General features: G+C 49.2%; 20 protein-coding genes. 18 read left to right on the top strand and 2 right to left on the bottom strand.

Going from position 1 to position 26,274, the window contains the following annotated elements; all coding sequences use genetic code 11:
- The first annotated feature begins 57 nt into the window (after window positions 1-57).
- The 11 genes from BUB37_RS04170 to BUB37_RS04120 all read left to right on the top strand — a co-directional run bounded on the left by BUB37_RS04170 (window position 58) and on the right by BUB37_RS04120 (window position 13,948).
- Entirely contained in the window at window positions 58-855 is a 798-nt protein-coding gene (locus BUB37_RS04170) for a hypothetical protein (protein ID WP_072988910.1), read from the top strand.
- A 297-nt stretch (window positions 856-1,152) separates the two neighbouring features.
- Window positions 1,153-4,560 (top strand): transcription-repair coupling factor, encoded by a 3,408-nt coding sequence (gene mfd, locus BUB37_RS04165; RefSeq protein WP_072988908.1) that lies wholly within the window; start codon window positions 1,153-1,155, stop codon window positions 4,558-4,560.
- Window positions 4,561-4,678: 118 nt separating this feature from the next.
- Window positions 4,679-5,011 carry a hypothetical protein gene (locus tag BUB37_RS04160; protein WP_072988905.1) on the top strand — a complete coding sequence of 111 codons (333 nt, stop codon included), beginning with the start codon at window positions 4,679-4,681 and terminating at the stop codon, window positions 5,009-5,011.
- Between the two features lie 24 nt (window positions 5,012-5,035).
- Window positions 5,036-5,365 carry a tellurite resistance TerB family protein gene (locus BUB37_RS04155; protein WP_072988901.1) on the top strand — a complete coding sequence of 110 codons (330 nt, stop codon included), beginning with the start codon at window positions 5,036-5,038 and terminating at the stop codon, window positions 5,363-5,365.
- Between the two features lie 31 nt (window positions 5,366-5,396).
- Window positions 5,397-5,849, top strand: a complete 453-nt coding sequence (locus BUB37_RS04150) for an SgcJ/EcaC family oxidoreductase (protein ID WP_212635252.1) — start codon at window positions 5,397-5,399, stop codon at window positions 5,847-5,849.
- A gap of 65 nt (window positions 5,850-5,914) precedes the next feature.
- A complete protein-coding gene (locus BUB37_RS04145) occupies window positions 5,915-7,204 on the top strand; it encodes an acetylxylan esterase (RefSeq protein WP_072989812.1) in 1,290 nt (429 codons plus the stop codon).
- 104 nt (window positions 7,205-7,308) lie between these two features.
- Complete coding sequence (locus tag BUB37_RS04140) at window positions 7,309-8,157, top strand: DMT family transporter (RefSeq protein WP_072988897.1); 849 nt, start codon at window positions 7,309-7,311, stop codon at window positions 8,155-8,157.
- A 105-nt stretch (window positions 8,158-8,262) separates the two neighbouring features.
- A complete protein-coding gene (gene yiaK, locus BUB37_RS04135; protein WP_072988894.1) occupies window positions 8,263-9,282 on the top strand; it encodes a 3-dehydro-L-gulonate 2-dehydrogenase in 1,020 nt (339 codons plus the stop codon).
- Window positions 9,283-9,327: 45 nt separating this feature from the next.
- The gene (locus BUB37_RS04130) at window positions 9,328-10,608 is read left to right on the top strand and encodes a serine hydrolase domain-containing protein (protein WP_072988891.1); all 1,281 of its coding nucleotides are present in this window, start codon (window positions 9,328-9,330) and stop codon (window positions 10,606-10,608) included.
- Between the two features lie 34 nt (window positions 10,609-10,642).
- Window positions 10,643-12,568, top strand: a complete 1,926-nt coding sequence (locus tag BUB37_RS04125) for a CocE/NonD family hydrolase (protein WP_072988887.1) — start codon at window positions 10,643-10,645, stop codon at window positions 12,566-12,568.
- Between the two features lie 54 nt (window positions 12,569-12,622).
- Entirely contained in the window at window positions 12,623-13,948 is a 1,326-nt protein-coding gene (locus tag BUB37_RS04120; RefSeq protein ID WP_072988883.1) for a TlpA family protein disulfide reductase, read from the top strand.
- 4 nt (window positions 13,949-13,952) lie between these two features.
- On the opposite strand, the gene BUB37_RS04115 is transcribed toward BUB37_RS04120, so the two are convergent.
- Together BUB37_RS04115 and BUB37_RS04110 are read right to left on the bottom strand one after the other, a co-directional pair.
- The gene (locus BUB37_RS04115; protein WP_072988879.1) at window positions 13,953-14,612 is read right to left on the bottom strand and encodes an aspartate kinase; all 660 of its coding nucleotides are present in this window, start codon (window positions 14,610-14,612) and stop codon (window positions 13,953-13,955) included.
- Between the two features lie 105 nt (window positions 14,613-14,717).
- On the bottom strand, window positions 14,718-15,077 hold the full coding sequence (locus BUB37_RS04110) for a YraN family protein (protein ID WP_072988876.1): 360 nt from the start codon (window positions 15,075-15,077) through the stop codon (window positions 14,718-14,720).
- A gap of 197 nt (window positions 15,078-15,274) precedes the next feature.
- Between BUB37_RS04110 and BUB37_RS04105 the strand changes: the two genes are divergently transcribed.
- The 7 genes from BUB37_RS04105 to BUB37_RS04075 all read left to right on the top strand — a co-directional run bounded on the left by BUB37_RS04105 (window position 15,275) and on the right by BUB37_RS04075 (window position 26,200).
- Entirely contained in the window at window positions 15,275-16,768 is a 1,494-nt protein-coding gene (locus BUB37_RS04105) for a DUF1800 domain-containing protein (RefSeq protein ID WP_072988872.1), read from the top strand.
- A gap of 9 nt (window positions 16,769-16,777) precedes the next feature.
- Window positions 16,778-18,487, top strand: a complete 1,710-nt coding sequence (locus tag BUB37_RS04100; protein ID WP_072988869.1) for a DUF1501 domain-containing protein — start codon at window positions 16,778-16,780, stop codon at window positions 18,485-18,487.
- Between the two features lie 124 nt (window positions 18,488-18,611).
- A complete protein-coding gene (metG, locus tag BUB37_RS04095) occupies window positions 18,612-20,693 on the top strand; it encodes a methionine--tRNA ligase (protein ID WP_072988865.1) in 2,082 nt (693 codons plus the stop codon).
- 72 nt (window positions 20,694-20,765) lie between these two features.
- Window positions 20,766-22,889 (top strand): Tex family protein, encoded by a 2,124-nt coding sequence (locus BUB37_RS04090; protein ID WP_072988862.1) that lies wholly within the window; start codon window positions 20,766-20,768, stop codon window positions 22,887-22,889.
- Window positions 22,890-22,947: 58 nt separating this feature from the next.
- Complete coding sequence (locus tag BUB37_RS04085) at window positions 22,948-23,850, top strand: histone deacetylase family protein (protein ID WP_072988860.1); 903 nt, start codon at window positions 22,948-22,950, stop codon at window positions 23,848-23,850.
- A gap of 145 nt (window positions 23,851-23,995) precedes the next feature.
- Window positions 23,996-24,829 carry a phosphatase PAP2 family protein gene (locus tag BUB37_RS04080; protein WP_244526724.1) on the top strand — a complete coding sequence of 278 codons (834 nt, stop codon included), beginning with the start codon at window positions 23,996-23,998 and terminating at the stop codon, window positions 24,827-24,829.
- Window positions 24,830-24,910: 81 nt separating this feature from the next.
- Window positions 24,911-26,200, top strand: coding sequence for a serine hydrolase domain-containing protein (locus BUB37_RS04075; RefSeq protein ID WP_072988853.1), 1,290 nt, complete (start codon window positions 24,911-24,913; stop codon window positions 26,198-26,200).
- Window positions 26,201-26,274: the final 74 nt, after the last annotated feature.

Here is a 26,274-nt window from a genome sequence, read left to right as displayed (position 1 = left end):
GGGATGCCATCAACAAAAAACAGCAGGCCAAATTACTTTTGTCCAAAGCAGAAGAACATGGCCAAAACACGCTCCATCCTCAATTTAGCTTCGGTACTTATCGTCATTCTCATCAATTACCTCTCACAGGCCTTTCGCCTAAACGGCACCACTATAGGGGAAATCAGTTCCAAATACGACAATCTATTCACCCCCTCAGGATATGCATTTTCCATTTGGGGCCTGATCTTTTTAGGCCTATTGGCCTTTTCCATTTTTCAAGTAAAAAGGGCCTATTCTTCCCAACCAAAGGAATTCATTGCCCAAACCGGTTATTGGTTCCTTCTTGCGAACCTTCTCAATTGCGCATGGGTATTGGCCTTCGTATATGATCATACGGGTTTATCGGTTTTGATAATGCTGGGTATCCTCGTTTCATTGATAAAAATCATCTTAAATACCAATATGGAACGATGGGATGCGCCCATCGAGGTCATCGCCCTCGTGTGGTGGCCCATAAGTTTGTATGGGGGATGGATAACCGTGGCAACCATCGCCAATATTTCGGCATACCTTGCAAAATTGGGCTGGGAAGGCGGCCCGTTGTCAGAAGTGACCTGGACCATCATTGTGATAATGATTGCCACCCTTATCAATCTTATCATCACCTGGACACGTAATATGCGCGAATTCGCACTGGTGGCCGTGTGGGCCTTTGTAGCCATATTTGTCCGCCACAAAGATGCAATGGAAAGTGTTGCCTATTCGGCATTGGCCGCAGCAATCGTTCTTTTCATCTCCTCAATGGCACATGGCTTTCGCAACCGGAAGGCAGGTCCCGGCAAAAAACTTAGGCAAAGACTGCAAAAAGACTGAAACCGATTTTATGCTCCCGACCTGAGGCGCCTAGACAAAGTGGGAACAGGGGAAATACGGCATGTTTTGGGGGTACGGTGCGGGCGTGGCCCAATCAATCGGCAAAGCGGGGCGACTTTTGCCCTTAATGTAGTCGATTAATTGATCGATAGGGCACAAAAGAGCGCAATTACATAAAATGAGTTCCTTACCTTTGCACTCTTAAAAGTGAAAACCCAATTTGAAATTGGGCAAGGAAAATATCATCCCGTGTAAATATGCTTTAGCATTTTATATGGGTTATTAAAAATATAACGGTTGACGCAATCTTCCATTCAACAACTGTTTTCCCGGTCTTCGCAAACGCGAAAACTGCAGGACGCCATTGCCCAAAAATTCTCCCAAAAGACAGAAAAAAAACAGAATTCGCAAGAGACCCTTGTCTTAAAGGGGCTCACGGGGTCTTCCTTGTCGTTCGTGTTTTCAGAGGTTTTTCGAAAATCGGACAGGCCTTTTCTCTTAGTTTTCAACGATAAGGAGGAAGCCGCCTACTACCTCAACGACCTGGAGCAACTGATCGGTGAAAAGGACGTACTGTTCTACCCGGGAAGTTACCGCAGGCCCTACCAGATCGAAGAGACCGATAATGCCAACGTACTCTTGAGGGCCGAAGTGCTCAACCGGATCAACTCGCGAAAAAAGCCGGCACTGATCGTCACCTACCCCGATGCACTTTTCGAAAAAGTGGTTACGCGTAAAGAGCTACAGAAAAACACCCTTAAGATAAAGCTCGACGACACCCTCTCCTTGGATTTTCTCAACGAGGTGCTGTTCGAGTACAAGTTCAAACGGGTCGATTTTGTTACCGAGCCCGGTGAATTTTCGGTGCGCGGCGGCATCGTGGACGTCTTTTCGTTTTCGCACGACGAGCCCTACCGTATCGAATTTTTCGGGGACGAGGTAGACAGCATCCGGACCTTTGATGTTGAGTCGCAACTTTCTACGGAAAAAGTGAACAAAATCAGCATTATCCCCAATGTGGCCAATAAGTTTTTGGAGGAAAAGCGGGAAGGCTTTCTCAACTATATCTCCCCTGAAACCTCGGTTTTTATAAAAAACCCCGATTTTCTCTTTGACCGGCTGGACGACTTCTTTCTGAAGGCCGGGGAAGCCTTTGACAAACTGTCGAAAGACATTCAACACGCCGAACCCCAAGAGCTCTTTATGAACGCCGACAGTTTTAGGGAGCAATTGAAAAATTTCGGGCTGATCACCATGGAGGGAGGGGCGACCCTCGGCGAAGCCGGAGACACCATTTCCTTCGCCACCAAGCCACAGCCATCGTTCAATAAAAAATTCGACCTCCTTATCGAAAACCTCAACGGCCATAAAAAACTGGGGTATACCAATTATATCTTTTGCGCCAGCGAACAGCAGGCCAAACGGTTTCAGGCCATTTTTGAGGACATCAACCAAAAGGTACATTACGAGACCATCGTATTCCCTATTTTTCAAGGTTTTATAGACGACGAACTAAAGGTGGTCTGTTATACCGACCATCAGATTTTTGAACGCTACCACAGGTTCCATCTCAAAAACGGCTACGCCAAAAAACAGGCCATTACCCTAAAGGAGCTGAACAAGCTCGAAATCGGCGACTACGTCACACACATCGACCACGGTATCGGAAAGTTCGGCGGACTTCAAAAAATAGATGTGGAGGGCAAGAAGCAGGAAGCCATCAAACTCATGTACGGCGAACGCGACATCCTCTACGTCAGCATCCATTCCCTGCACAAAATATCAAAGTTCAACGGTAAGGACGGCACGGTGCCCAAGGTCTATAAGTTGGGCTCCGCCGCATGGAAAAAACTGAAGCAAAAAACGAAGTCACGCGTCAAAAAGATTGCTTTCGACCTCATTGAGGTGTATGCGAAGCGAAGACTGCAAAAAGGTTTTCAATACAGTCCCGACAGCTATCTGCAAAACGAGCTCGAAGCCTCTTTTATCTACGAGGACACACCCGACCAGGGCAAGGCCACCGAAGACGTAAAGCGCGACATGGAAAGCGAACGCCCGATGGACCGCCTTATTTGCGGCGATGTAGGCTTCGGAAAGACCGAAGTGGCCATACGGGCCGCCTTCAAGGCCGTCGACAACGGAAAACAAGTGGCCGTACTGGTGCCTACCACCATCCTGGCCTTTCAGCACCACCGCACCTTTACGGAGCGCTTAAAGGACATGCCCGTAAGCGTGGACTACCTGAACCGTTTTAGAACCGCCAAAGAACGCAGGGAAACCTTGGAGAACCTTGCCTCGGGCAAAGTGGACATCATCATCGGCACCCACCAGCTGGTCAACAAAAACGTAAAGTTCAAGGATCTGGGACTCCTCATCGTCGATGAGGAACAAAAGTTCGGGGTTTCGGTTAAGGACAAACTGAAATCCATCAAGGAGAATGTAGACGTGCTGACCCTTACGGCCACACCCATACCGCGTACGCTCCAGTTCAGCCTAATGGCTGCCAGGGACCTTTCGGTGATCAGTACGCCCCCGCCCAACCGCTACCCCATCGAAAGCCGCGTCATCCGTTTTACCGAAGAAACGATCCGGGATGCCATCAGTTATGAGATCCAACGGGGCGGACAAGTCTTTTTTATTCACAACCGTATCGAAAACATCAAGGAAGTGGCAGGCTTGATCCAGCGCTTGGTGCCCGATGCGAAGGTAGGCATCGGCCATGGCCAAATGGACGGCAAGAAACTTGAAACCCTTATGCTCTCCTTCATGAACGGCGAATTTGACGTACTGGTTTCCACCACCATTATCGAAAGCGGGCTCGATGTAACCAATGCGAATACCATTTTCATCAACAACGCCAATAACTTCGGGTTGAGCGACCTGCACCAGATGCGCGGTCGGGTAGGCCGTAGCAACAAAAAGGCCTTCTGCTTTTTTATAACCCCCCCATACGAAGCAATGACCCCCGATGCCCGCAAGCGCATCGAGGCCTTGGAGCAGTTTACCGAATTGGGCAGTGGTTTTAACATCGCCATGAAAGACCTCGAGATCAGGGGGGCCGGCGACCTCCTCGGAGGGGAACAGAGCGGCTTTATCAATGAGATCGGTTTCGAAACCTACCAGAAAATATTGGCCGAGGCCATTGACGAGCTCAAGGAAAACGAGTTCAAAGACCTTTACGAAGAGGTCGAGGGCCACCAAGAAATGGTCTTTGTAAAAGAAACCCAGATCGACACCGATTTCGAACTGCTCTTCCCCGACGATTACATCAACAACGTAACCGAGCGACTCAACCTATACACCGAGCTCAATCAGGTAAAGGACGAAGAGGGCCTACAAAAATACGCCAAGGAACTGATCGACCGCTTTGGCGAACTCCCGGCCGAGGCCGAAGACCTATTGAATTCGGTACGGATCAAATGGATCGCCACCGAAATAGGCATCGAACGCATCGTTATGAAGAAAGGAAAGTTGATCGGCTACTTTATCGCCGACCAACAATCACCGTTCTACCAAAGCGCGGCATTCGCCAGAGTATTGCAATTTGTACAAAGTCACCCCCAACATTGTAAATTGAAGGAAAAACAGACCCGAAACGGACTGCGTCTGTTATTGGTCTTCGAAAAAATCACCTCGATAGACAAGGCCCTCTCGGCCTTATCCCCCTTAAGCCATTTGATCCGGCCCAAAACCATCACGCATTAATATTTAACCCGAATTTTTAGGCTTCCGGTGTTAACAACAGGTTATTTGTGACCACAAATTAATAGCCCCTAAGTCATTTTTTATTATCTTCCGCCCCACTAACACAAACCATTGACGTATGACATTGACTGAGACCGAGAACTTCAACTTGGCCGAAAAACTGGCCATAGTACACGCCATCAATGCGGTAATCCTTGCTGACGGGAAAGTCCATAACGGAGAAATAAACGCCCTCACCCAATTGATGAAGCACATCGATTTCGACAGCAACTTTATCTTACAGGCCAGAAACATCGAAAGCGAGCAGGCCATGGCCATTTTGAGGAAAATGCCTCCCGAAAAAAAGAAAAACCTACAATCGATATTGGAAATGACAGCTATTTCCGACGGGTTCAAACACTTGAAGGAGACCTCGCTCATGACCTATATTTACAAGGCGATGGAAATATAGTTTTTTACAGTTACCGTTAAGAAAATGGAATTTGAAGAAGTAGAAAAAAGGGCCATTGTTACCATGTCGTACGAAGTTATCTTGGCAGACGGCACCGTGCATCCCGACGAGGTAAAGGCCTTACACCGTCTTAGGGAGGAGCTGTGCATCGACGACCATATTGTCAAGGAGGCACAAACGATAAGTGCCGACGAAGCCTTGATACCGCTTCACAATATGTCGTTCGAAAAGAAAAAGAAACTGGGCCAAATTCTAGACACCATTGCACAGTCGGACAAGCATTTACACGAAAAGGAAATGGACCTCATCATCCAGACCTTCAAGAATATCGGTATTGGAAGCGAATCGGAGTAAGGAGCCCTTCCATTCATTTAAGAAATTGAACGTGACCTTGAATTTTTTCCATCCCATACTCCTATTGTTATTTCTTACCGCCCGTGTCGGCGGGCAACAACCGGTATCGGAAGAGGAAAAGCCCCTATACCACCTCATCGAACAATACGCCGAGGCCCGCGACACCAAGGATACGGCGCTTCTCGATCGGATCCTTACGAAAGACATCGACCAACTTGTATCGACCGGCGAGTGGCGACGCGGCCTTAAGACCGCCAAACAGGGCATGATGCGCAGCTCTACCACCAACCCGGGCGACCGAACCCTCACCGTAAGGAATACCCGGTTCCTGGGGCCTACCACCGCCCTGATCGATGCGCGCTACACGATAAAAAACCGAGACGGGAGCCTTCGGAACATGTGGAGTACCTTTGTCGCCGTGAAAGAAAACGGCAACTGGAAAATCAGCGCCATCAGAAACATGAAACCTACGGGGAGCGACTAGGCATTTTCTTTCGTATCAATTTGTATCTTAGCGGTAACGATTTTTTCAACCAACCGATCCAAACCATGAAAAACAAAGTATACACCGTTCTTGTACCGGCCCTTTTGTTCTGCCTCTACCTCAGTGCCCAGCCCAGTAAAAAATTAGTAGAGGTAATTATCAGTCCCGATGAATCGGATTGGACCTACAATGTGGGTGAACAGGCCGAGTTCACCATACAAGTGCTGAAAAACAAGGTTCCCTTGACCGGTATCGAGGTCGATTATACCATCGGTCCCGATGCGGGCTATCGCGAACTGCCCCTATGGGACGAGGGATCCCTTACCCTGAAGAAAAACACGTCGATAAAGTCCAAAAAATTCAATAAGCCCGGTTTTTTAAGGTGCACCGCAAAGGTTACCGTCGAGGGCAGGGAGTATTCCTCCTATACTACGGTAGGTTTTGCCCCCGAACGCATCAGGCCCACCACCACCTTGCCAAGGGATTTCGAGGAGTTTTGGGAGAAAGGAAAGGAAGAACTGGCGCAAATACCCATGCAACCGGTACTGACCCTCATGCCCGAGCGTTGTACCGACAAGGTAGACGTATACCATGTGAGCATCAACAACATTAAAGGCAAGATCTACGGAATTCTTGCCATGCCCAAAAAAGAAGGCAAGTACCCCGCCATCCTTCATGTGCCTGGTGCGGGAATCCGACCCTATTACGGTGAAGTGGATGAGGCCGCCCAAGGCTTTGTTTCGTTCACCATCGGTATCCATGGCATTCCCGTCAACCTCGACAAAAATGTCTATGACGACCTTAGGGCCGGTGCCCTGGGCAACTACCAAATCTCCAATTTGGACGACAAGGACAACATGTATTACCGTCGGGTCTATTTAGGATGTGTGCGCTCGGTCGATTTTTTGGAAAGCCTCGACAAGTTTAACGGCGAGGATATCGGGGTGACCGGGGGCAGCCAGGGTGGGGCCCTGTCCATTGTAACGGCAGGCCTCGACGACCGGATCGATTATCTGGCGGCCTTTTACCCTGCCCTTTCCGACATGACGGGCTTTCTTCACGGGCGTGCCGGTGGCTGGCCCCAAATTTTTGTGGACGAATTTACCGACAAACCCGAAAAAATAGAGGTTTCAAAATACTACGATGTCGTCAACTTTGCCCGTTTCGTCAAGGCCGAGGGCTGGTACAGCTGGGGCTATAACGACAATGTATGCCCGCCCGCCTCTACCTATTCGGCCTATAATGTAATACCCGGAAAAAAAGAACTTCATCTTTTTCAAGAAACCCAACATTGGACCTTTCCCGAACAACGGGAACTAAGGAACCAATGGTTATATGCTAAATTGGGCCATTGACCGAAGTCGGTTTTCCATAAAGAAGTCAGGTATACAAACAACCTCTTAGGCCTTTTTAATGCATGCAATTGTGCACCGAGGTGCTTTCATGCCAAAATAAACCAATGAACAAAGCCCTTTACGCCATTATACTTTGCGCCTTGATCGCAGGCAACAATGGCGTTCTCATCAAGCTCATGGACACCTTTTCCACGGGCAGCATAGCTTTTTTTAGAACCATGGTGCCCGTCTTGGTACTTTCTCCCGTGCTCTTCAGCAAATCAAAACCCATTTTTACCGGCAACTACAAAAGGATGTTATGGGCCTCGGCCATTAATGTAGGGCGGCTCTATCTATACCTTATGGCCTTTATCTACACCTCGATAGGCAACGCCGTAGTCTTGATCTATTCGTGGCCTATTTTCGTGTTTTTGATCGAGTCGAACTATTACAAACGCCCTTTAAAAAGACAACAGGTATTGCTCTTGCTCTTGGCCTTTTTGGGTATGGTTATCACCTATGCCAACAAATCGTTCAGTTTTGAAAACGACGACATGGTCGGTATGATCGCCGCCGTCTTAAGTGCCTTGGGATATGCCATAACCGTGGTTATGTTCAAATCGGAATCGGACAACTACTCGCAGGAACAGATCATTATCTTCCAAAATTTGGTGAGCTCGGTTTTCTTTTTGCCCTTTATTTTCTTTCTTCCCGAGCTGCAATGGAGCCAAGTCGGGATCGGTATCTTCTATGGCCTTTTAATCGGTCTCGTCGTTTTCAAACTCTTTTTTTACGGACTCAAATACTTATCGGCGGCCACGGCTTCGGGTCTTATGTACCTCGAAATCATCAGTGCCATTGCCCTGGGCTATTTCGTACTGGACGAAAACTTGGGCGTAAATACAGCCATCGGTGGCTTGTTGATCTTGACAAGTAGTTATCTCATCACCCGGACAAATACAAAAAAAGAGTAACTTACCTCATATTTCGTCGGTCGTGTTTTTCCTTCCGTTGACAGGTCTTCGGATACATTTGGCACCATCGACCGAAATGCGACAAAACAAAATTAACACTACAAGATGGCTTCAGACCTAACCCAGATTACCTTTGACCACATGCAGGAAGTGCTGCGCAAGTTATTTCTCAAATACGGTTTTGCCCCTGGCAAAGCGGACCTATTGGCCAAAATACATTCCGAAAGCACCTTGGACGGGGTCAACTCACACGGCATCAACCGCGTTCCCCTTTTTATCACCTATGTCGAAAAAGGTTATATCGATATCAACGCCGAAGCGGAAAAAGTAGAAAGCTTCGGAAGTATCGAACGCTGGGACGGCCAATTGGGTCCCGGCATAATAAATGCCATCAAATGCACCGACCGGGCCGTTGAACTGGCCAAGACCCATGGCATGGGACTGGTAGCGCTGAGAAACACCAACCACTGGATGCGGGGCGGCACCTACGGATGGCATGCCGCCGACCAAGGCTGCATTTCCATTATGTTCACCAACACCCAGCCCAACATGCCGCCATGGGGAGGCAAGGAAAGCCGGTTGGGCAACAACCCCTTCATTGTTTCCATTCCCCGCGAAGAAGGCCATGTGGTCTTGGACATGGCCATTTCGCAGTTCGCCTTCGGAAAAATAAACGACTATCGCCTTAAAGGGAAAAAACTGCCTTTTCCGGGAGGATACGACGATAAGGACCAACTCTCTACCGACCCCGAAAAAATCCTGCTCAAAGAAAGGGGGCTGCCCATTGGTTATTGGAAGGGATCGGCCCTTTCGATGATACTCGATATGTTGGCCACCTTGTTATCCGCCGGGAACTCCACTTCCAAGATTTCGGGCAAGGACCGCGAGGTGGGCATTTCGCAAGTCTACCTCTGCATCTCGCAGGAACTGTTTCACGATAAGGGGCTACAAGAAAGGCTTTTGCAGGAAATCATCGATTATACCCACGATGTGGAGCCCATTAACGAAGGGGACAAAGTCTACTATCCGGGCGAGCGAACCTTGCAGACCCGTACCAAAAACAAGAAGGAGGGCATGCCCGTAAGCCATGAGGTCTGGACCAAGGTCATTGAACTGGCCTCGTAAAACGGGATCTTGGCCAAACTTTGATCGACCATAAAACAACGAGCCATGAAAACAAAACTTATCACCTTGGCCTTGACCGGCGTACTGTTCGTACAGGCCTGCAAGGAGAACAAAACGCCAACCGCCAAAGTTAGCTCCGATCCTCCCTCGGTAGTTACCGAGGCCGTGGCCCAACGAATAGATTCTACCTTAAAAAAATTTGTAGATACCGGAAACATTGCCGGCGTTTCGGCCTTGATCTTTGAAAAAGACAAGGAGGTGTATTTCAACGCCTTTGGCTATGCCGACCGCGAGGCCCGAAAACCGATGGCCCGAAACACGATCGTGCAAATTTACAGCATGACGAAACCGGTGACCGGCACGGCCCTGATGACGCTTTATGAGCAGGGTAAGTTTGAACTGGACGACCCCTTGTCGAAATTTGCCCCTGAGTTTGCCGACATGATGGTATATGAAGGCGAGGATGCCTCCGGAAATCCCATCTTGAGCGAACCGCACCGCCCCATCAGTATTAGGGACATCACCCGACATACCGCCGGTTTTGCCGTGCCGGGCGACGGTCCCTTGGGCCGCATGGTCAGGGAGGCCGATGCCCTGAACCGAAACAATACCCTGGCGCAAATGGCCGAAAAAATGGGGAAACTACCCTTACAGTTCCAGCCCGGAACCCAATGGCTATACGGCCCCTGTGTCGATGTACAGGCCTTTTTGGTCGAACGCATTTCGGGGGTGCCCTACCAAGCGTACGTGCGCGAACACGTTCTAGACAAATTGGACATGGGGGATACCCGGTATTTTATACCCGAAGAAGACCGGGGTCGCTTTGCCGCCCTCTACCGCCGACAAGGTGAGGGGGTACTTGAACGCGATACCCTTACCTATGACAATTACCTGAAAAAATGGCCCCTGACCCGTGGCGGGTCGGGACTCACCTCTACCCTTGACGACTATATGCGTTTTGCCCGGATGTTGGTCAACGGGGGCCACCTCGATTCCGCTACCGTCTTACAACCCGAGACCGTTGGATTAATGGCCACCAACCACCTGCCCGACAGCGTCACCGAACGCCATTTTCTGCCCAGTAAGGGCCAGGTCGGTTTCGGGATCGATTTTGCGGTTCGCATCGCCCCTCCGGCAACAACCGATGAAAACAATGGTGTGGTGGGCGAGTTCTTTTGGGACGGGGCCGCCAGTACCCTTTTTTGGGTAGACCCGGTCAACGAGCTGACCGCCGTACTTTTTGTCCAATTGTTCCCCTACGACCCCATAGGCCTGCACAGGGGTTTTAGGGAAGCGATCTACGGTCCGGTCAAAAGCGGTAATTGATTATCTTTGACCTACTAACTCAAACTATTGACCCATGCGCATTCGTAGAATCACCTTTTTGTTGTTCTTGTTTATCGTTTCCGTTTCCTGTGGGCAGGAAATAGACACCCTTTACCTCAAAAAAAATTACGACCTCAAAGAGTATCGCATTCCCATGCGTGATGGCGTTGAGCTCTTTACGGTCGTCTATACCCCAAAGGACACCTCCAAAAAGTATCCGATACTTTTGAACCGCACCTGTTATAACGCTTCCAAATACACGAACTACGAATACAAGGGCTATCCCTCAAAATACTTGGTGGAAGACGGATACATATTGGTTTTCCAAGACGTTCGGGGCCGATACATGTCGGGCGGCACCTTTGACAATATGCGGCCCAACATCCCCGGAAACAACCGAAGGAACAAGAAGGATATCGACGAAAGTTCGGATACCTATGACACCATAGATTGGTTGGTCAAGAACATCAAGGGCAACAACGGCAAGGTAGGTATGTACGGCATATCCTACCCCGGTCACTATACCGCCGCAGGTATGATCGACGCCCACCCGGCCTTAAAAGCCTCTTCGCCCCAGGCCCCCATTGCCGATTTCTTTTTTGACGACTTTCACCACCAAGGCGCCTTTCTACAAAGCTATACGGCCGCATTTGCCGTTTTCGGCTACCAAAAGGACGGCCTTACCCGAGATCCTTGGTACCGCGATGAGCTGATGCGCCTCTATGCCGACCCCGCGCCCGATGCCTACGACTTCTTTCTTCGAATGGGGCCCTTAAAGAACATCACCAAAAAATACCATCACGACAACTTTTTTTGGAACCAGGTGGTCGAACACCCCAACTACGACGAGTTCTGGCAGAAGCGGAACATCCTTCCCCATCTCACGGATATCGACCATGCCGTTATGACCGTAGGCGGATGGTTCGATGCCGAAGACCTTTACGGACCATTGAATATTTACAAAACGGTGGAAGCAACCAGCCCCAAGGCCAACAACACCATTGTTATGGGCCCGTGGGACCACGGCGGATGGGCACGTGAAAAAGGAAAGACCGTTCACAACCACATCTATTTTGGCGATAGTATCTCGACGTTCTTTCTTAGGGAAATTGAACGTAATTTTTTTGCCCACCACCTAAAGGGCAAGGAGGTCGAACCCCTTCCGGAAGCCTACATGTTCGATACCGGATCGAAGGAGTGGAAAACCTTTGACGAATGGCCTCCTAAGCACATCGAGCCCCTAAGCTTGCGTTTCGGCAAGAACGGAACGTTGAAAATCAACGAAGCCGTTGACGAAAATACTTTTTTCGAGTATACCAGCGACCCCAACAAACCGGTACCTTACACCTCACAGACCGAAGGGCTTACCTTTACGCCCCGAAAATACATGTCAGACGACCAACGGCACGCCTCGCGCAGGCCCGATGTGCTGACTTTTGAAACCCAGCCCTTACAGGAACCCCGTGTGGTGGCCGGCGAGATCATGGCCAAGCTCAAAGTGGCCATGACGGGGACCGATGCCGATTTTGTCGTTAAACTCATCGATGTATACCCCTACGACCATGAAAACTACGACCACAATCCTGACAATATAGTCATGGGCGGCTACCAACAATTGGTTCGCGCCGAAGTCTTCAGGGGAAGGTTCAGAAACAGTTTCGAAAAGCCCGAGCCCTTTGTACCGGGCGAAGTAAGCGAAATCAACTTTAGGTTACAGGATGTGCTGCACACCTTTAAAAAGGGCCATCGCATTATGATACAGATCCACAGCACCTGGTTTCCGTATATCGACAGAAATCCGCAGAAATACGTAGAGAACATCTACAAGGCCAACGAAGAAGATTTTATCAAATCTACCATAAAGGTATTTGGTTCATCTTCGGTGGAGGTAGGCGGCACACAAGATTGCTGTGCGCCCGAACCCTTTCGTTCGGCAAATGAAAACGCGATAAAAGATTAGGGTTTCGCCCCAAAACCGATACTTTTGCAGTGTCATTCCATGAGCAATTAGAACATGAAAAAAATCCTGCTGGCATCCGCACTGCTTTTGGCCCTCTTCGGACGGGCCCAACATCGTATCTCTGGAAGCTTTTCCCCGGCTGATACCTACAACTATTTATTGGCCTATCGGCTAAAGGCAGGCTCAAAATCCTTCATTGCCGGCACCAAGATCAAGGATGGAAAATTTTCACTGCAAATACCTGCCAACGCCGAAAAGGGAATGTATCGTTTGGTATATGCCGTTCCTCAAGACGAGTTCTATTTTGATGTCATTTACAACGGCAAGGAAGACATCGAACTGTCATTTGACGCCAAAAACGGCGTGCATTTTACCGCTTCGGAGGAAAACATGGTAATGACGTCCTATTTTCACGATATAGGTAAACTGATCGGACAATTGATCGATTTTTATATAGAAGGGAAATCGGACAAAAAAGAATTCGAGAAATGTACGGCGCAACTAAGGGCGACCCAGGAGGCCTATGAAAAACGGTCGGAAAACCTGATGGTGCAAAACTTCATAAGGGCGAACAGGCCCTACATCCCCGCGAAATATGAATCGGCCCAAGACTATGTCGCCCATAAAAAGGAACATTATTTCGACCATTTAAAGGTAGACAACGAAGTGTTGCAGGCCTCCGACTTCTTGTCCGACAAGTTGAGAAACTATGTTTTTACGGCCTTGCCGGCAGCGCCCAGGTCTTCTAACGAGACCGAAAAGGCCGTTCAAGATAACATAAGGACGGTCGCTAAGCAACTGGCCCCCGTAGCCGACGCCTATAAATTCGATGTTTTTCACAACCTGTGGAAAATGAGTTCGCAGAGTGGCTTTAACGAAACCACCGATTTCATCTACGACACCTATTTGAAATCGCTGGCCGCGGCATCGAAAGACCCCAACAAGGCAAGGGAAGTCGCCATCGAACATCGCCTGCGCATAGGGGCCTTGGCGCCCGACATGGAATGGAAAGAGGGCAGTGCGACAAGAAAATTGAGTACACTCGAAAAAGCGGACAACTACCTTCTCGTCTTTTGGAGCAGCACCTGTTCGCATTGCCTTAAGGAGCTTCCCCTATTGCACAAGGAATTAAAAGACTACCCCGAGTCAAAAATCAGGGTCGTTGCGATAGGCCTCGAGGACGATAAAACCACGTGGACCCCCGAATCGGCGAAACTACCGCGTTTCGAGCATGCCATAGCATTGGGCAAATGGGAAAGCGACTACGCTACCCTATATGACATTCACCAGACTCCTACCTATTATTTGCTCGACTCTAAAAAACATATCATAGCCAAGCCCAAGAGCGATAAGGAAGTGGTGGAACTTTTAAGAAGGTAACAACTTACAGCGTCTTTAGGTCCTTTATCGTCTTAAAGGCCACATCGACCTGATCGTCGTCGACCAGAATGGTAAACTCGTTGGTCGTAGAGATTACCTCGTAAAGAACGATGCCCTCCCAGGCCAAGCGTTGAAAGATAAAATAGTAGATCCCGGGAACCGAAACGTTCTCTGCAGGCAGTTTTACCGTAATCGAGGAAAGATTTTCTGCCTTTTGGGTACATTTTTCCTCATGAAACAAGGTTTCAACCGTTTGGTCAAGGCTATTACTGACCACGATGTTCAACTCGTTCACCCCCCTGGAGGACGTGTAGAATACATCCTTGTTCTTGTTGACCTCTTCAAGAAGCTGGGCCTGGACCTCCAGAATGGATTCGGATACAAAAAAGGTAAAATCGGTCAATGAAGAACGTACCGTAATCTCGCCGATATTCTTCAAGACCTTGATGATCTTATGCGTAGCACGGAACTCCAAATCATCGGACAATCGTTTCAGCGCCATGACAATAGCCCCATTTCGAATATCCTTGCCCAACTCATCCTCAATTTCAGGCTTGACGATACGCGACAAAGAGGTCAGGTTAATAATACCTTGTGCCAAAGCACTTTGTAAAAACGGTTTTTTTTTGATGTACTGTTCTACGACGGATGAAATCGTTTTCATTTGTTCTATGATTGGTTTGAGGCAAAAATAACATATTGTTACAAATAAAACAAATTGTTTGTAAAACAAAAATGTCGACTCCCCTTCCCTTCCGCCGAAGGAGGTTCAAAAGTGGTAGAAAGCGCTTTCAAGATGCTCTATTTTAAAGATTTTCTTGTTCTTTAAGATGGTAATTACATCAAAGCGCACCTCTACCTCTAAATGGTTCTCATTGACGTAGTGGTCGGCAGCGGCCACCAAAAGCTTGATTTTTTTGGGAGTAATGGTTTCGGCAATGGGTATAATTTGGTCGTTGCTTCGGGCGCGCACCTCAACAATGGCCAAAACGTCCTCTTTCTTGGCGATGATGTCGACCTCGGCCTTAAGGAAACGGTAGTTTTTTTCAACAATTTCATAGCCCTTGCCCACCAAGAAATCTATGGCGATCTGCTCCCCTTCCTTTCCGAATTCGTTATGTTTTCCCATAGAAAAAGCGTCTAAACTCTTAAAAAAATAAGCAATTCGTCGAAAAGTAGCTCCTTTTAACGCCTAAAATTGAATACGCCCCCGTAGTTTACTATGCCATACATCGAAAATTGACCACAAATCATACTATACCATATAGGAATACGTTAAGAATTGACCCCAAACACATAAACGGTTCTTAAAGCCTACTAAAAATTATGGAATACTTTATCAACTGTAATACGGCCTCTCTGGCGCCGTATACTGCACCTCTAGACAGGTCAAAGGCTGCACATCTATACAGAAGATTGGGGTTTAGTGCCTCGGTACAGACCATTGACCAGGCCGAAGGCCAAACTGCCGGAACCTTGGTTGATACCCTGATTGCCCAAGCCCTGGCCGCCCCCCCGATACCAGCTCCCGTCTGGGCCGATTGGAACCGAAGCGACTACCCCGATGACGACGATCAGCGCAATTCGTTGATCAGGACCCAACGCCAGGAATTCAGCGTGGGCTATGCCAACCAAATGTTGAACAACAACCTAAGGGAGCGCCTCAGCTTCTTTTGGAGCAACCATTTTGTTACCGAACTCGAGGTCTACGATTGCAACTCCTTTCTTTATCATTATATAGACTGCCTACAGCGCAATTCCCTGGGCAATTTTAAAACCTTTGTGAGCGAGGTCGGCCTTACCAGTGCCATGCTGTATTATTTGGATGGCGCCTATAACAACGGAAACAACCCCAATGAAAACTACGCCCGCGAGCTCTACGAACTATTTACCTTGGGCGAGGGCAACGGTTATACGGAACAGGACATTATCGAAACGGCAAGGGCGCTATCGGGCTACGTGGAACGAGGCGAACTGGGCTGTGAACAGGTAACCTTCAGGGAAGACCGTTTCGATGCGGGAAGCAAAACGATTTTCGGCCAGACCGGAAACTGGGGCTACGACGATGTCATCGACATCCTTTTCGAACAGCGCCCCAACGAAATCGCCCGGTTCATCTGCACCAAGCTTTATGAATTTTTTGTACATCCCGATTCCAATGACGCAGCCGGAAATGCACAGGCGATTATTTCAGGAATGTCGGCAACCTTCATTGCCAATGATTTTGAAATCGTACCCGTACTGTCCGAGCTTTTCAAAAGTCAACATTTTTTTGACGATGAGGCCATCGGCGTCATCATTAAGAGTCCCTTCGACTTTTACTTCAATTTTTTAAAGGAAACCAGTTTTTCATACGACGACACCATGGTGGCCAGTATGATCAACTATTGCAGTATGCTCAGCCAAGAGCTGTTCAATCCCTTTGATGTGAACGGCTGGCAGCGCGACCGCACATGGATCAACACCAACTTTATGATCGGAAGGTGGTTGTCGATAGAAAGCATCCTCCAACAACTTTTTGAGGAAGACGAGGAACAGTTCAGGGATTTCGGGCTTTCGCTTACCGGTGACGACGGTATGAACAGCAACAACCCCGATATCATCGCCCGGGCGATCATCGACTTTATCCTACCCAAGGGCTTGCTGAACGATGCGGAATACGACAAAGCCTATACCGTGTTCAGAAGCGACGTTCAGGAACAGTACTACGAGGGAGGAACAAACCCCTCATGGACCTTGATGACCTCAATGGAAGGTCCGTCGCAGGTATACCTCTTATTGCAATATTTGGCCAGACAACCCGAGTTTCAACTTAAATAACCTACAGCTATGTGCGATACCCACAATACATCACCCTATAAAGGCCTCGAACACGACGGCCACGACCTGGAACATAAGACATGGAGCCGTCGCTCCTTTTTACAGGCCTTGGGCATTGCGGGCTCCGGTTCGATGATGCTCGGCAGTAACTTTCTTACTGCATCGGCACCATCGCCATTGACCGCTGCCATCGCCGGTTCCGAAACCGACCACATCCTTATCCTTATTCGGCTGGCCGGAGGCAATGACGGACTCAGCACCGTCATCCCCATAGAACAATTCGATGCGTATGCGAATGCCCGGCCCAATATCTATATTCCCGAAAGCAAGGTATTGAAGCTGACCGACGAATACGGTGTACCCTCGTACATGAAATCTTTGGAGGCCCTTTGGGACGAGGGGCAGTTCAAGGCCGTTCACGGCGTTGGCTACGAGAACCAGAGCCTGTCGCATTTTACGGGTTCCGACATTTTCGCCAATACCGACCTGACCACCACCGGTTTTAAGGGATTGAATACAGGGTGGATGGGAAGGTACTTCGAGGAAGAATACCCCGATTACCTGATATCGCCGCCCCCGGCCCCCGCCGCCATTCAAATCGGACAGTTCGGAAGCCTGGTATTTCAAGGGGAAGAGACCAATTACGCCTTCGTGACCTCAAATGTCGACCAGCTCGAGGAAATTGCCGAAACGGGCGTACGCTACGGCCTCGACGAAACGCTGTTCAACGACTGTATGTACGGCGACCAATTGAGGTTTCTCCGCGGGGTGGCCAATACCACCTACGAATATTCGGGCATAATACACGAAGCCTGGGCGCGCGGCCAAAACCAGGTCGAATACCAAGACAATAGCTTTGCGCGGCAATTGGCCCTCTTGGCCCGATTGATCAAAGGCAACCTGGGAACCAAGGTCTATATGATCTCGCTATCGGGCTTCGATACCCATGGCAACCAACCCTTGGTACACGAAAGGCTGATGAGCAACCTATCCATTGCGGTAAACCACTTTTACGAAGACCTGGCCTTTACCGAACAAGATGATAAAGTACTGAGCATGACCTTCTCCGAATTTGGAAGGCGTATTTTCGAAAACGGATCGAACGGCACCGATCACGGTAAGGCCGCACCGACCCTTTTCTTCGGGAAAGGCCTTAACGGAAGTGCCTTCGTGGGCGAACACCCGACCTTGGACAACCCAGATGGGCGTGGCAACCTCGAATACACCATGGATTTTAGGGACCTCTACGCCACGGTTTTGGCCGAGTGGCTCTGCGTGCCCATTCCCTTGGTAGAGCAACATCTGTTGAACCATCCGTACGCACCTGTAAACCTGGGCTTTAACTGTAGCGGAACCGATTTTCCGGATATCGTCTACAGCGACGGGGAACCCACTATTCCGACAACTCCCGACGGACAGGCAGAAGAGCCCGTGGTACCCAATAACGAGCAATTGAACGCCATCGTCCATAAACCCTACTACCCCACCGAGGACAGTCCGCATATTTATCTGGAAATGCCGGTAACGGCCCACGTAGATATCCAGCTGTTCAATATCGTAGGGCAAAACGTAGGTACCATACGCAATGCCATAATGAGCGAAGGACCCAATGAAATCAACATAAAGGAGAGTATGCCCGGCTATCTCGCCGCAGGGAAATACATATACCGAATTCAGGTACAGGACCGTAAGATGAGCAAATCGGTAATGGTTGCCTGAACTTAACCTTCAATTCTATGACAGAACCCTTGTCGGCAAATAGCTTTCAAGGGTTTTTGCTTTTTTAACTTTCCTTGGCGCACTGCCCCTAAAAACACTATTTTTGTGGCCAAATTCAAATTCGATGGCCGAAACAAAGAAGAATCCTTCCCGTTATACGATTACCGCGGCACTGCCCTATACCAATGGCCCCATCCATATCGGGCACTTGGCAGGCGTGTACGTACCGGCGGACATTTATGCAAGATACTTGAGATTGACCGGCAAAGACGTTGCCTTTGTCTGTGGCAGCGATGAGCACGGGGTGGCCATTTCGATGAAAGCCAAGAAAGAAGGGGTTTCCCCGACCGAAATAATCGACAAGTACCACGCCATCATCAAAAAGTCGTTTAAAGACTTCGGCATCACTTTCGACAACTATTCCCGAACCTCGGCGGCGGTGCACCACAAAACGGCATCGGAGTTTTTTACAAAACTGTACGAACAAGGCGATTTTATCGAAGAAACCACGGCCCAACTGTACGACGAAGAGGCCAAGCAGTTTCTTGCGGATCGTTTTGTCATAGGCACCTGCCCCAAATGCGGACACGAAGAGGCCTATGGCGACCAGTGCGAAAACTGTGGTTCGTCATTGAACGCCACGGACCTGATCAACCCCAAATCGACGATAACCGGAAGCACCCCTACCACCAAAGAGACCAAACATTGGTTTTTACCGCTCGACCGGTACGAGGGCTTTTTAAGGGAGTGGATATTGGAAGGACATAAGGGCGACTGGAAGCCCAACGTCTACGGCCAATGCAAAAGTTGGATCGACGGGGGGCTCGAACCCCGTGCCGTAACCCGCGACCTCGACTGGGGCATTCCCGTGCCCGTCGAAGGCGGCGAGGGCAAAGTGCTCTACGTTTGGTTCGATGCCCCGATCGGCTATATTTCGTCGACCAAGGAATGGGCCGAAAGGGAAGGAAAGGACTGGGAACCCTACTGGAAGGACGAGAATACCAAACTGGTGCATTTTATAGGCAAGGACAATATCGTTTTCCATTGTATCATCTTTCCGTCCATCCTCAAGGCCCACGGCGGTTACATACTTCCGGACAACGTACCGGCCAATGAATTCCTGAACCTCGAAGGCAACAAGCTTTCCACCTCCAAGAACTGGGCGGTTTGGCTGCACGAGTATTTAGAGGAGTTTCCCGACATGCAGGATGTTCTGCGCTATACCCTCACGGCCAATGCGCCCGAAACCAAGGACAACGACTTTACCTGGAAGGATTTTCAGGCGAGAAACAACAACGAACTTGTTGCCATATTGGGCAATTTCATCAATCGCGTCGTGGTGCTCACCAACAAATACTACGGTGGCGAAGTACCTGCTCCCGGCGATTATTCCGAGGTAGACAAGGAAACCCTGCAGGCATTGCACGGTTTTCCGCAGACCATTTCAAATTCCATCGAGCGCTACCGCTTCAGGGAAGCCGGTCAGGAATTGATGAACCTGGCCCGCCTGGGCAATAAATATTTGGCCGACGAAGAACCCTGGAAGGTAATCAAGCAAGACGAAGAGCGCGTAAAAACCATTATGTTCGTCGCGCTTCAGATCGCTACGGGCCTTGCCGTACTCAGCGAGCCGTTTTTGCCCTTTACTTCGGCCAAGCTCAAAAAAATAGTCAACCTGGGCACCGCAACGGACAACCACATAAAATGGAAGGATATCGCGGAACAGGATATCGTACTGGCACCTGGGCATCAAATCAACAAATCGGTACTTCTTTTTAGAAAAATCGAAGATTCCGAAATTCAAAAACAACTCGATAAGTTACAGGCCACTAAAAAATTGAACGAAAACGAAAACAAAACGCCCATGCCCCAAAAGGAGACCATTACCTTTGACGATTTTACCAAACTCGATATGCGGGTAGGCACCATCGTAGCGGCCGAAAAAATGCCCAAGACCAAAAAATTACTGGTATTGAAGGTCGATACGGGCCTCGATACGCGCACTATTGTCTCGGGCATAGCCGAAAGTTTTTCCCCCGAAGAGGTAGTGGGCAAAAAAGTGACCGTTTTGGTCAACCTGGCCCCTCGTGCCCTACGCGGCGTTGAGAGTGAGGGAATGATCCTAATGACGGAGAACAGCGATGGCAAACTGGTCTTTGTCAACCCCGATGAAGACGGTGTCGGCAACGGGGAGGGAATAAGCTAGCTTTCCTCCCTTCGTCCCGGTATATAACCAACAGCGGCACAAACCATGTATTTCGCTTAAACCACCCTGTTCATGCAACTTATCCCCTACCTCGTAAAACACACCCAGCTACCTGAAAAGAATATTCGCAACACGGTAGAACTGCTGAACGAAGACTGTACCATTCCCTTCATTTCCCGTTATCGAAAGGAAAAGACGGGTAACCTCGACGAGGTACAAATAGGCGCCATCGTAGAGCAAAAGGCCCAGTTCGAAAACCTGGAAAAACGAAAAGCGACCATTCTCAAGGCCATTGAAGAGCAAGGTCAGCTGACGGCCGAGCTACGGAACAAGATCGACCAAACGGAAGACCTGGTAAGCCTGGAAGACCTTTACCTGCCCTACAAGAAAAAAAGAAAGACAAAGGCGGAGACCGCAAGAAAGAACGGACTCGAGCCCTTGGCCAAAATGATCATGGCCCAAAACCATAGGGATATCGGATCCGTAGCGTCGAAATACCTTGGCAACGACGTTCCCGATGAAGAGGCGGCCCTTGAAGGGGCCCGCCATATTATTTCGGAATGGATCAACGAACGGGTATCTATCCGTAACCTGGTTCGGGCCCAACTCGAAAGGTCGGCCATGATAACCACAAAAGTGGCCAGTTCGAAAAAGGACGATGAAAACGCACAGAAGTTTCGCGATTACTTCGATTGGAGCGAAGCCCTGAAAAGGTGTCCCTCGCACCGGCTACTGGCCATTCTAAGGGCAGAAAACGAGGGTTTTATCAGGGTAAGGCTCGATATCGACTCCGACTACCTGCTCTCGAAAATAGAACAACGGGTAATCAAATCGGAAAATTCATGTGCAGACCATATTCGGTTAGCGATAGAAGATGCCTACAAGCGACTGTTGTTTCCGTCATTGTCGAACGAGCTGTTAAAAAAAGCCAAGGAAAAGGCCGACGACGAGGCCATTAAGGTCTTCTCAAAAAACCTGCAACAACTATTGCTCGGGGCTCCCTTGGGAGAAAAAAGGATCCTGGCCATTGACCCGGGTTTCAGGACGGGCTGCAAAGTGGTATGCCTAAGCGCCCAAGGCGAACTGGAACACAATGAAACCATATACCCGCATCCTCCCCAGAACAAGGCCAAAGAGGCCATCAAAAAATTGAGTTCCTTGGCCGATGCGTACAAAATAGAGGCCATCGCCATAGGCAACGGTACGGCATCGCGCGAAACCGAGCAATTGGTCAAACGCATCCACTTTAAAAACCCTATAGAGGTTTTTGTGGTAAGCGAGGCCGGGGCATCGATATATTCGGCATCGAAAATTGCCAGGGAAGAGTTTCCGAACTACGACGTAACGGTACGGGGCGCCGTTTCCATCGGCAGGCGCCTGGCCGACCCTTTGGCCGAACTGGTCAAAATCGACGCCAAATCCATTGGGGTAGGCCAATACCAACACGATGTAGACCAAACCAAACTGCAAAGCTCGTTAGATCGCGTGGTGGAAAGCTGCGTAAATTCGGTTGGGGTCAATATCAATACGGCCAGTGTGCCCCTGTTAAGCTACGTTTCGGGAATCGGCCCCAAACTGGCGGAAAATATCGTGGCCTACAGAAACGAAAACGGTCCGTTCAAGAGCAGGGCCGACATCAAAAAAGTGCCCCGCTTGGGCGATAAGGCCTTTGAGCAAGGCGCAGCCTTCTTGAGGATCAAGGAGGCCGACAATCCGCTCGACGATTCGGCCGTACACCCTGAGAGCTATTCGATCGTAAGGCAAATTGCCAAAGACCAAAAATTACATGTATCGGAACTGATCGGAAACAAAGAGGTATTGCAGGGCATCGATTTAAATAAATACTGTTCTGAAAGCATTGGGATTCCCACCTTAAAGGATATTGTTCAAGAGCTCGAAAAACCGGGCCTCGACCGAAGGGAAAAGGCCAAGGTCTTCACTTTTGACCAGAACATTAAAACCATTGAAGATGTAAGGGAAGGCCAATTGCTGCCCGGCATAGTGAACAACATTACCAATTTCGGCTGCTTCGTGGACATTGGCATCAAGGAAAGCGGATTGATACACGTCTCCAACCTTGCCGATACCTTTGTAAAGGATGTCAACGAGCACGTACACCTTCACCAACAGATCATGGTAAAGGTATTGCAGGTAGACGTTCCGCGAAAGCGGATTCAATTAAAGCTGCACAAATAGGCCGGAAAAATGGGATCAACCCCTTCTGGGCGTACCTATCGCCCCCTATATTTGCCGTATGCTTAAAATAGCCTATCATCCTATTTACAACCATCCCCTACCCGAGGGACATCGTTTTCCCATGGTAAAGTACGAGCTCTTGCCCAAACAACTGTTGCACGAGGGCACCTGCGAACCCGATAATTTCTTCGAACCCGCCCTTCCCAATGATAAATATATCGTTGCCGTACACGATCCGGAATATTTCTACGACCTCATGAACATTAAACTGAGCCCGCGCGAAGCCCGAAAAATAGGTTTTCCCCTAAGCGAAGACCTTGTCGAACGCGAGCGTATTATCGCCGACGGCACCATAAAAAGCTGTGTATTGGCCATCGACCAAGGCATTGCCTTCAATATCGCGGGCGGCACCCACCACGCCTATACCGGCCACGGTGAGGCCTTTTGCATGTTGAACGACCAGGCCATCGGGGCACGGTACCTTCAATCAAAGGGCTTGGCCAAAAAAATATTGATAATCGACCTCGATGTGCACCAAGGCAACGGCACGGCCCAAATTTTTCAAGGCGATGCGTCCGTCTTTACATTTTCGATGCACGGCGAAAGCAACTACCCTTTTAAAAAGGAGAAATCGGACCTCGACATCCCCCTAAAAAAAGGAACCGGGGACCAGGAATACCTGGACATCCTAAAAAAGACATTGCCCCAACTTATCGATCAGGTACGCCCCGACTTTATTTTCTACCTGGCCGGCGTCGATGTGCTCGAAACCGATAAATTGGGAACCCTGGGCTTAACCGTGAACGGGTGCAAACAGAGGGATGAGTTGGTACTTCAAACCTGCCAAAGACATCAGATCCCCGTTCAATGCAGTATGGGCGGTGGGTATTCTCCCGACCTACGAACCATTGTAAATGCCCATGCCAACACCTATCGCCTGGCCCAAGACCTCTTTTTCTGAACACCGACACACCTAAGGCCCCTGAATTTTACCCCCAGAAGCCTAGTCAAATAGTTATATCGACCTATCTTTGCCCCAGTTGTCAAAACGGACTGGGGTGCTTAACCCGAACCCTTCCTTTTGCCAACGCCCATAAATGGCCCTAATGAAAAAAATATTTGTTCTTCTCAGCTGTGCGGTCTTTAACACCGGTCTTGCCCAAGATACGATTACGGTACCAAGTGATAAACGATGGGCCATGTTCAAATACGATTTTGTCAATATGTTCAAGGGAGTGGGCTTCTCCTATGCCCAACCTTTTCACTGGCAGGGCAAACAATGGGCGCAGTTTGGCGGCGTAGTGGCAGGTACGGGAGCCGCATACCTGGTCGACGAGGAAACCTCGAGGTTTATTAGAAACCAGAAAGAAAGCATTCCGAAATTCATTCGCTCCTACGGTACAATATACGGCAGTCCCCAAAACAATTACATCGTCACATCGGGGGTTTACCTGACCGGACTCATCACCAAAAACGAAAAATTAAGGCGTACCGGGGTATTGCTGATTTCTTCCGCTACCTCCGCCGGTTTCCTTCAACAAGTCCTTAAATCGGCGGTAGGCCGGGCAAGGCCGATCGCCGAATTGGGCAAAGATACATTCGACCCCTTTAATTCGAGTAGAAATTTCCATTCCTTTCCCTCGGGGCATGCCCTTTTGGCCTTTACGAACGCCTACGCCATAGGCAAGCAGTTCAAAAGTCCGTGGGTCAAGGCCGGCATATACACCATTGGCGCCATTCCGGGCATTTCGCGCATTTGGGACGGCCAGCATTGGGTCAGTGATTTTGTTTTTGCCATGGCCATCAGTGTGGCCACGGTCGAATCGATCGACCGATACCTCGACCGAAAATACAATGAAAAGTACAACCATCAGGATAAGCGAACCAGCTGGAACCTGAACTTTGGCCCCGGCACTTTGGGCGTAACGGTACAATTTTGAGCAAATTCGAGAATTACCCGGCTCCATTTGCGTTGTAGTTGTTTAAAATTCAATACCTTTTGGGTCTGATTTTTTTGCGATATGAAGAAACCCTTTGCCCTTCTGTTTGTACTCACTACCTTTTTAACACTGGCCCAAACCCCATCCCTTAAAAAATCGCCGGCACTGACCCAAGGCGACCCCGCATCAGTGGGCATGTCGCAGGCCCGGTTGGCCAAAATAGACAAAATGCTTGCCAAGGCCATAGAAGAAAAACAGGTTCCGGGTATCGTGGCCCTTATTGCCAAAGACGGAAAAATAGTGTTTCACAAGGCCTATGGCATGGCCGACAACCCGTCGAAAAAGCCCATGGAAAAAGATGCGATTTTCAGGATTGCCTCGCAGACCAAGGCCATAACCTCCACGGCCGTTATGATGCTGTGGGAGGAAGGAAGGTTCAAACTCGACGATCCGATATCGGATTATATTCCCGAATTCAAGAACCCCCAGATCCTCGACACCTATAATGAGGAAGACGGCACCTATACGACCCTGCCCGCCAAGAACGAGATTACCATTCGACATCTACTGACCCATACCTCCGGACTCGGATACGGGGTAATCGACGGTGATGAGCGATTTAAAAAAATATATAAAAACGCAGGTATTACCGACCTCTTTACCACCGAAAAGATCACGATCGAAAGCAGTGTAAAAAAATTGGCCCAACTGCCCTTGCACCATAACCCCGGCGATGCCTATCGCTATAGCGAAGGACTGGATGTTCTCGGGTATTTTATCGAAGTGGTTTCGGGCATGCCTTTCGACCAGTTTCTGCGTACCCGTATCTTCGACCCCTTGGGCATGGACGATACCTGGTTTTACCTTCCTGAGGAAAAACACGATAGGTTGGTGAGTGTTCAGCACATCAAAAACGGGAAATGGAAAAAGTACCCCGTTACCTTCTACGACCCCGACTACCCCAAAAAAGGGGCCAAGACCTTCTTTTCGGGCGGAGCCGGCCTTTCGAGCACGGCCAAAGACTACGCAACCTTTTTACAGATGTACCTCAACATGGGGGAACTTAACGGAACCCGAATTTTGAGCAGAACGACAATCAAGACCATGATGACCAGCCAAATAGGGGACCTTTTCGGAGACAAGAACAGGGACTACGGGCTGGCTTTCGGCTTGGTGAATCAGGAAGGTCTGGCCACCGGGGGTTGGGGAAGTATCGGCACCTTCGATTGGGGCGGCTATTTCAACACCCAATATTTCGCCGACCCCGAAGAAAAGGTAATCGGAATCTTGATGAAGCAAACCCAGGGCGAGACTACCGATCAAACCCGATGGAAGTTTAGGCAAATGGTCTTTGCCGCAATCGACGATTGATCATGACTATTTAAATGGGGAATATGTTAACCTATCGACACCCCGAAACATATAACTATAAACACTGTAAATCC

The sequence above is a fragment of the Pseudozobellia thermophila genome, from assembly GCF_900141855.1.
In the GTDB taxonomy this organism is placed as follows: Bacteria; Bacteroidota; Bacteroidia; order Flavobacteriales; family Flavobacteriaceae; genus Pseudozobellia; species Pseudozobellia thermophila.
Note: the sequence above shows the minus strand (reverse complement) of the source record. Positions and strands in the feature narration are given on the sequence as shown.

Bases quoted from the DNA above. Each gene is read 5' to 3' on its own strand.
- BUB37_RS04155 (WP_072988901.1), top strand. From the start codon at position 5,036: ATGGAATTTGAAGAAGTAGAAAAAAGGGCCATTGTTACCATGTCGTAC.
- BUB37_RS04085 (WP_072988860.1), top strand. From the start codon at position 22,948: ATGCTTAAAATAGCCTATCATCCTATTTACAACCATCCCCTACCCGAG.
- BUB37_RS04145 (WP_072989812.1), top strand. From the start codon at position 5,915: ATGAAAAACAAAGTATACACCGTTCTTGTACCGGCCCTTTTGTTCTGC.
- BUB37_RS04120 (WP_072988883.1), top strand. From the start codon at position 12,623: ATGAAAAAAATCCTGCTGGCATCCGCACTGCTTTTGGCCCTCTTCGGA.
- BUB37_RS04140 (WP_072988897.1), top strand. From the start codon at position 7,309: ATGAACAAAGCCCTTTACGCCATTATACTTTGCGCCTTGATCGCAGGC.
- BUB37_RS04080 (WP_244526724.1), top strand. From the start codon at position 23,996: ATGAAAAAAATATTTGTTCTTCTCAGCTGTGCGGTCTTTAACACCGGT.
- BUB37_RS04160 (WP_072988905.1), top strand. From the start codon at position 4,679: ATGACATTGACTGAGACCGAGAACTTCAACTTGGCCGAAAAACTGGCC.
- BUB37_RS04130 (WP_072988891.1), top strand. From the start codon at position 9,328: ATGAAAACAAAACTTATCACCTTGGCCTTGACCGGCGTACTGTTCGTA.
- yiaK (WP_072988894.1), top strand. From the start codon at position 8,263: ATGGCTTCAGACCTAACCCAGATTACCTTTGACCACATGCAGGAAGTG.
- BUB37_RS04090 (WP_072988862.1), top strand. From the start codon at position 20,766: ATGCAACTTATCCCCTACCTCGTAAAACACACCCAGCTACCTGAAAAG.
- BUB37_RS04100 (WP_072988869.1), top strand. From the start codon at position 16,778: ATGTGCGATACCCACAATACATCACCCTATAAAGGCCTCGAACACGAC.
- metG (WP_072988865.1), top strand. From the start codon at position 18,612: ATGGCCGAAACAAAGAAGAATCCTTCCCGTTATACGATTACCGCGGCA.
- BUB37_RS04125 (WP_072988887.1), top strand. From the start codon at position 10,643: ATGCGCATTCGTAGAATCACCTTTTTGTTGTTCTTGTTTATCGTTTCC.
- BUB37_RS04110 (WP_072988876.1), bottom strand. From the start codon at position 15,077: ATGGGAAAACATAACGAATTCGGAAAGGAAGGGGAGCAGATCGCCATA.
- BUB37_RS04115 (WP_072988879.1), bottom strand. From the start codon at position 14,612: ATGAAAACGATTTCATCCGTCGTAGAACAGTACATCAAAAAAAAACCG.
- BUB37_RS04170 (WP_072988910.1), top strand. From the start codon at position 58: ATGGCCAAAACACGCTCCATCCTCAATTTAGCTTCGGTACTTATCGTC.
- BUB37_RS04105 (WP_072988872.1), top strand. From the start codon at position 15,275: ATGGAATACTTTATCAACTGTAATACGGCCTCTCTGGCGCCGTATACT.
- BUB37_RS04075 (WP_072988853.1), top strand. From the start codon at position 24,911: ATGAAGAAACCCTTTGCCCTTCTGTTTGTACTCACTACCTTTTTAACA.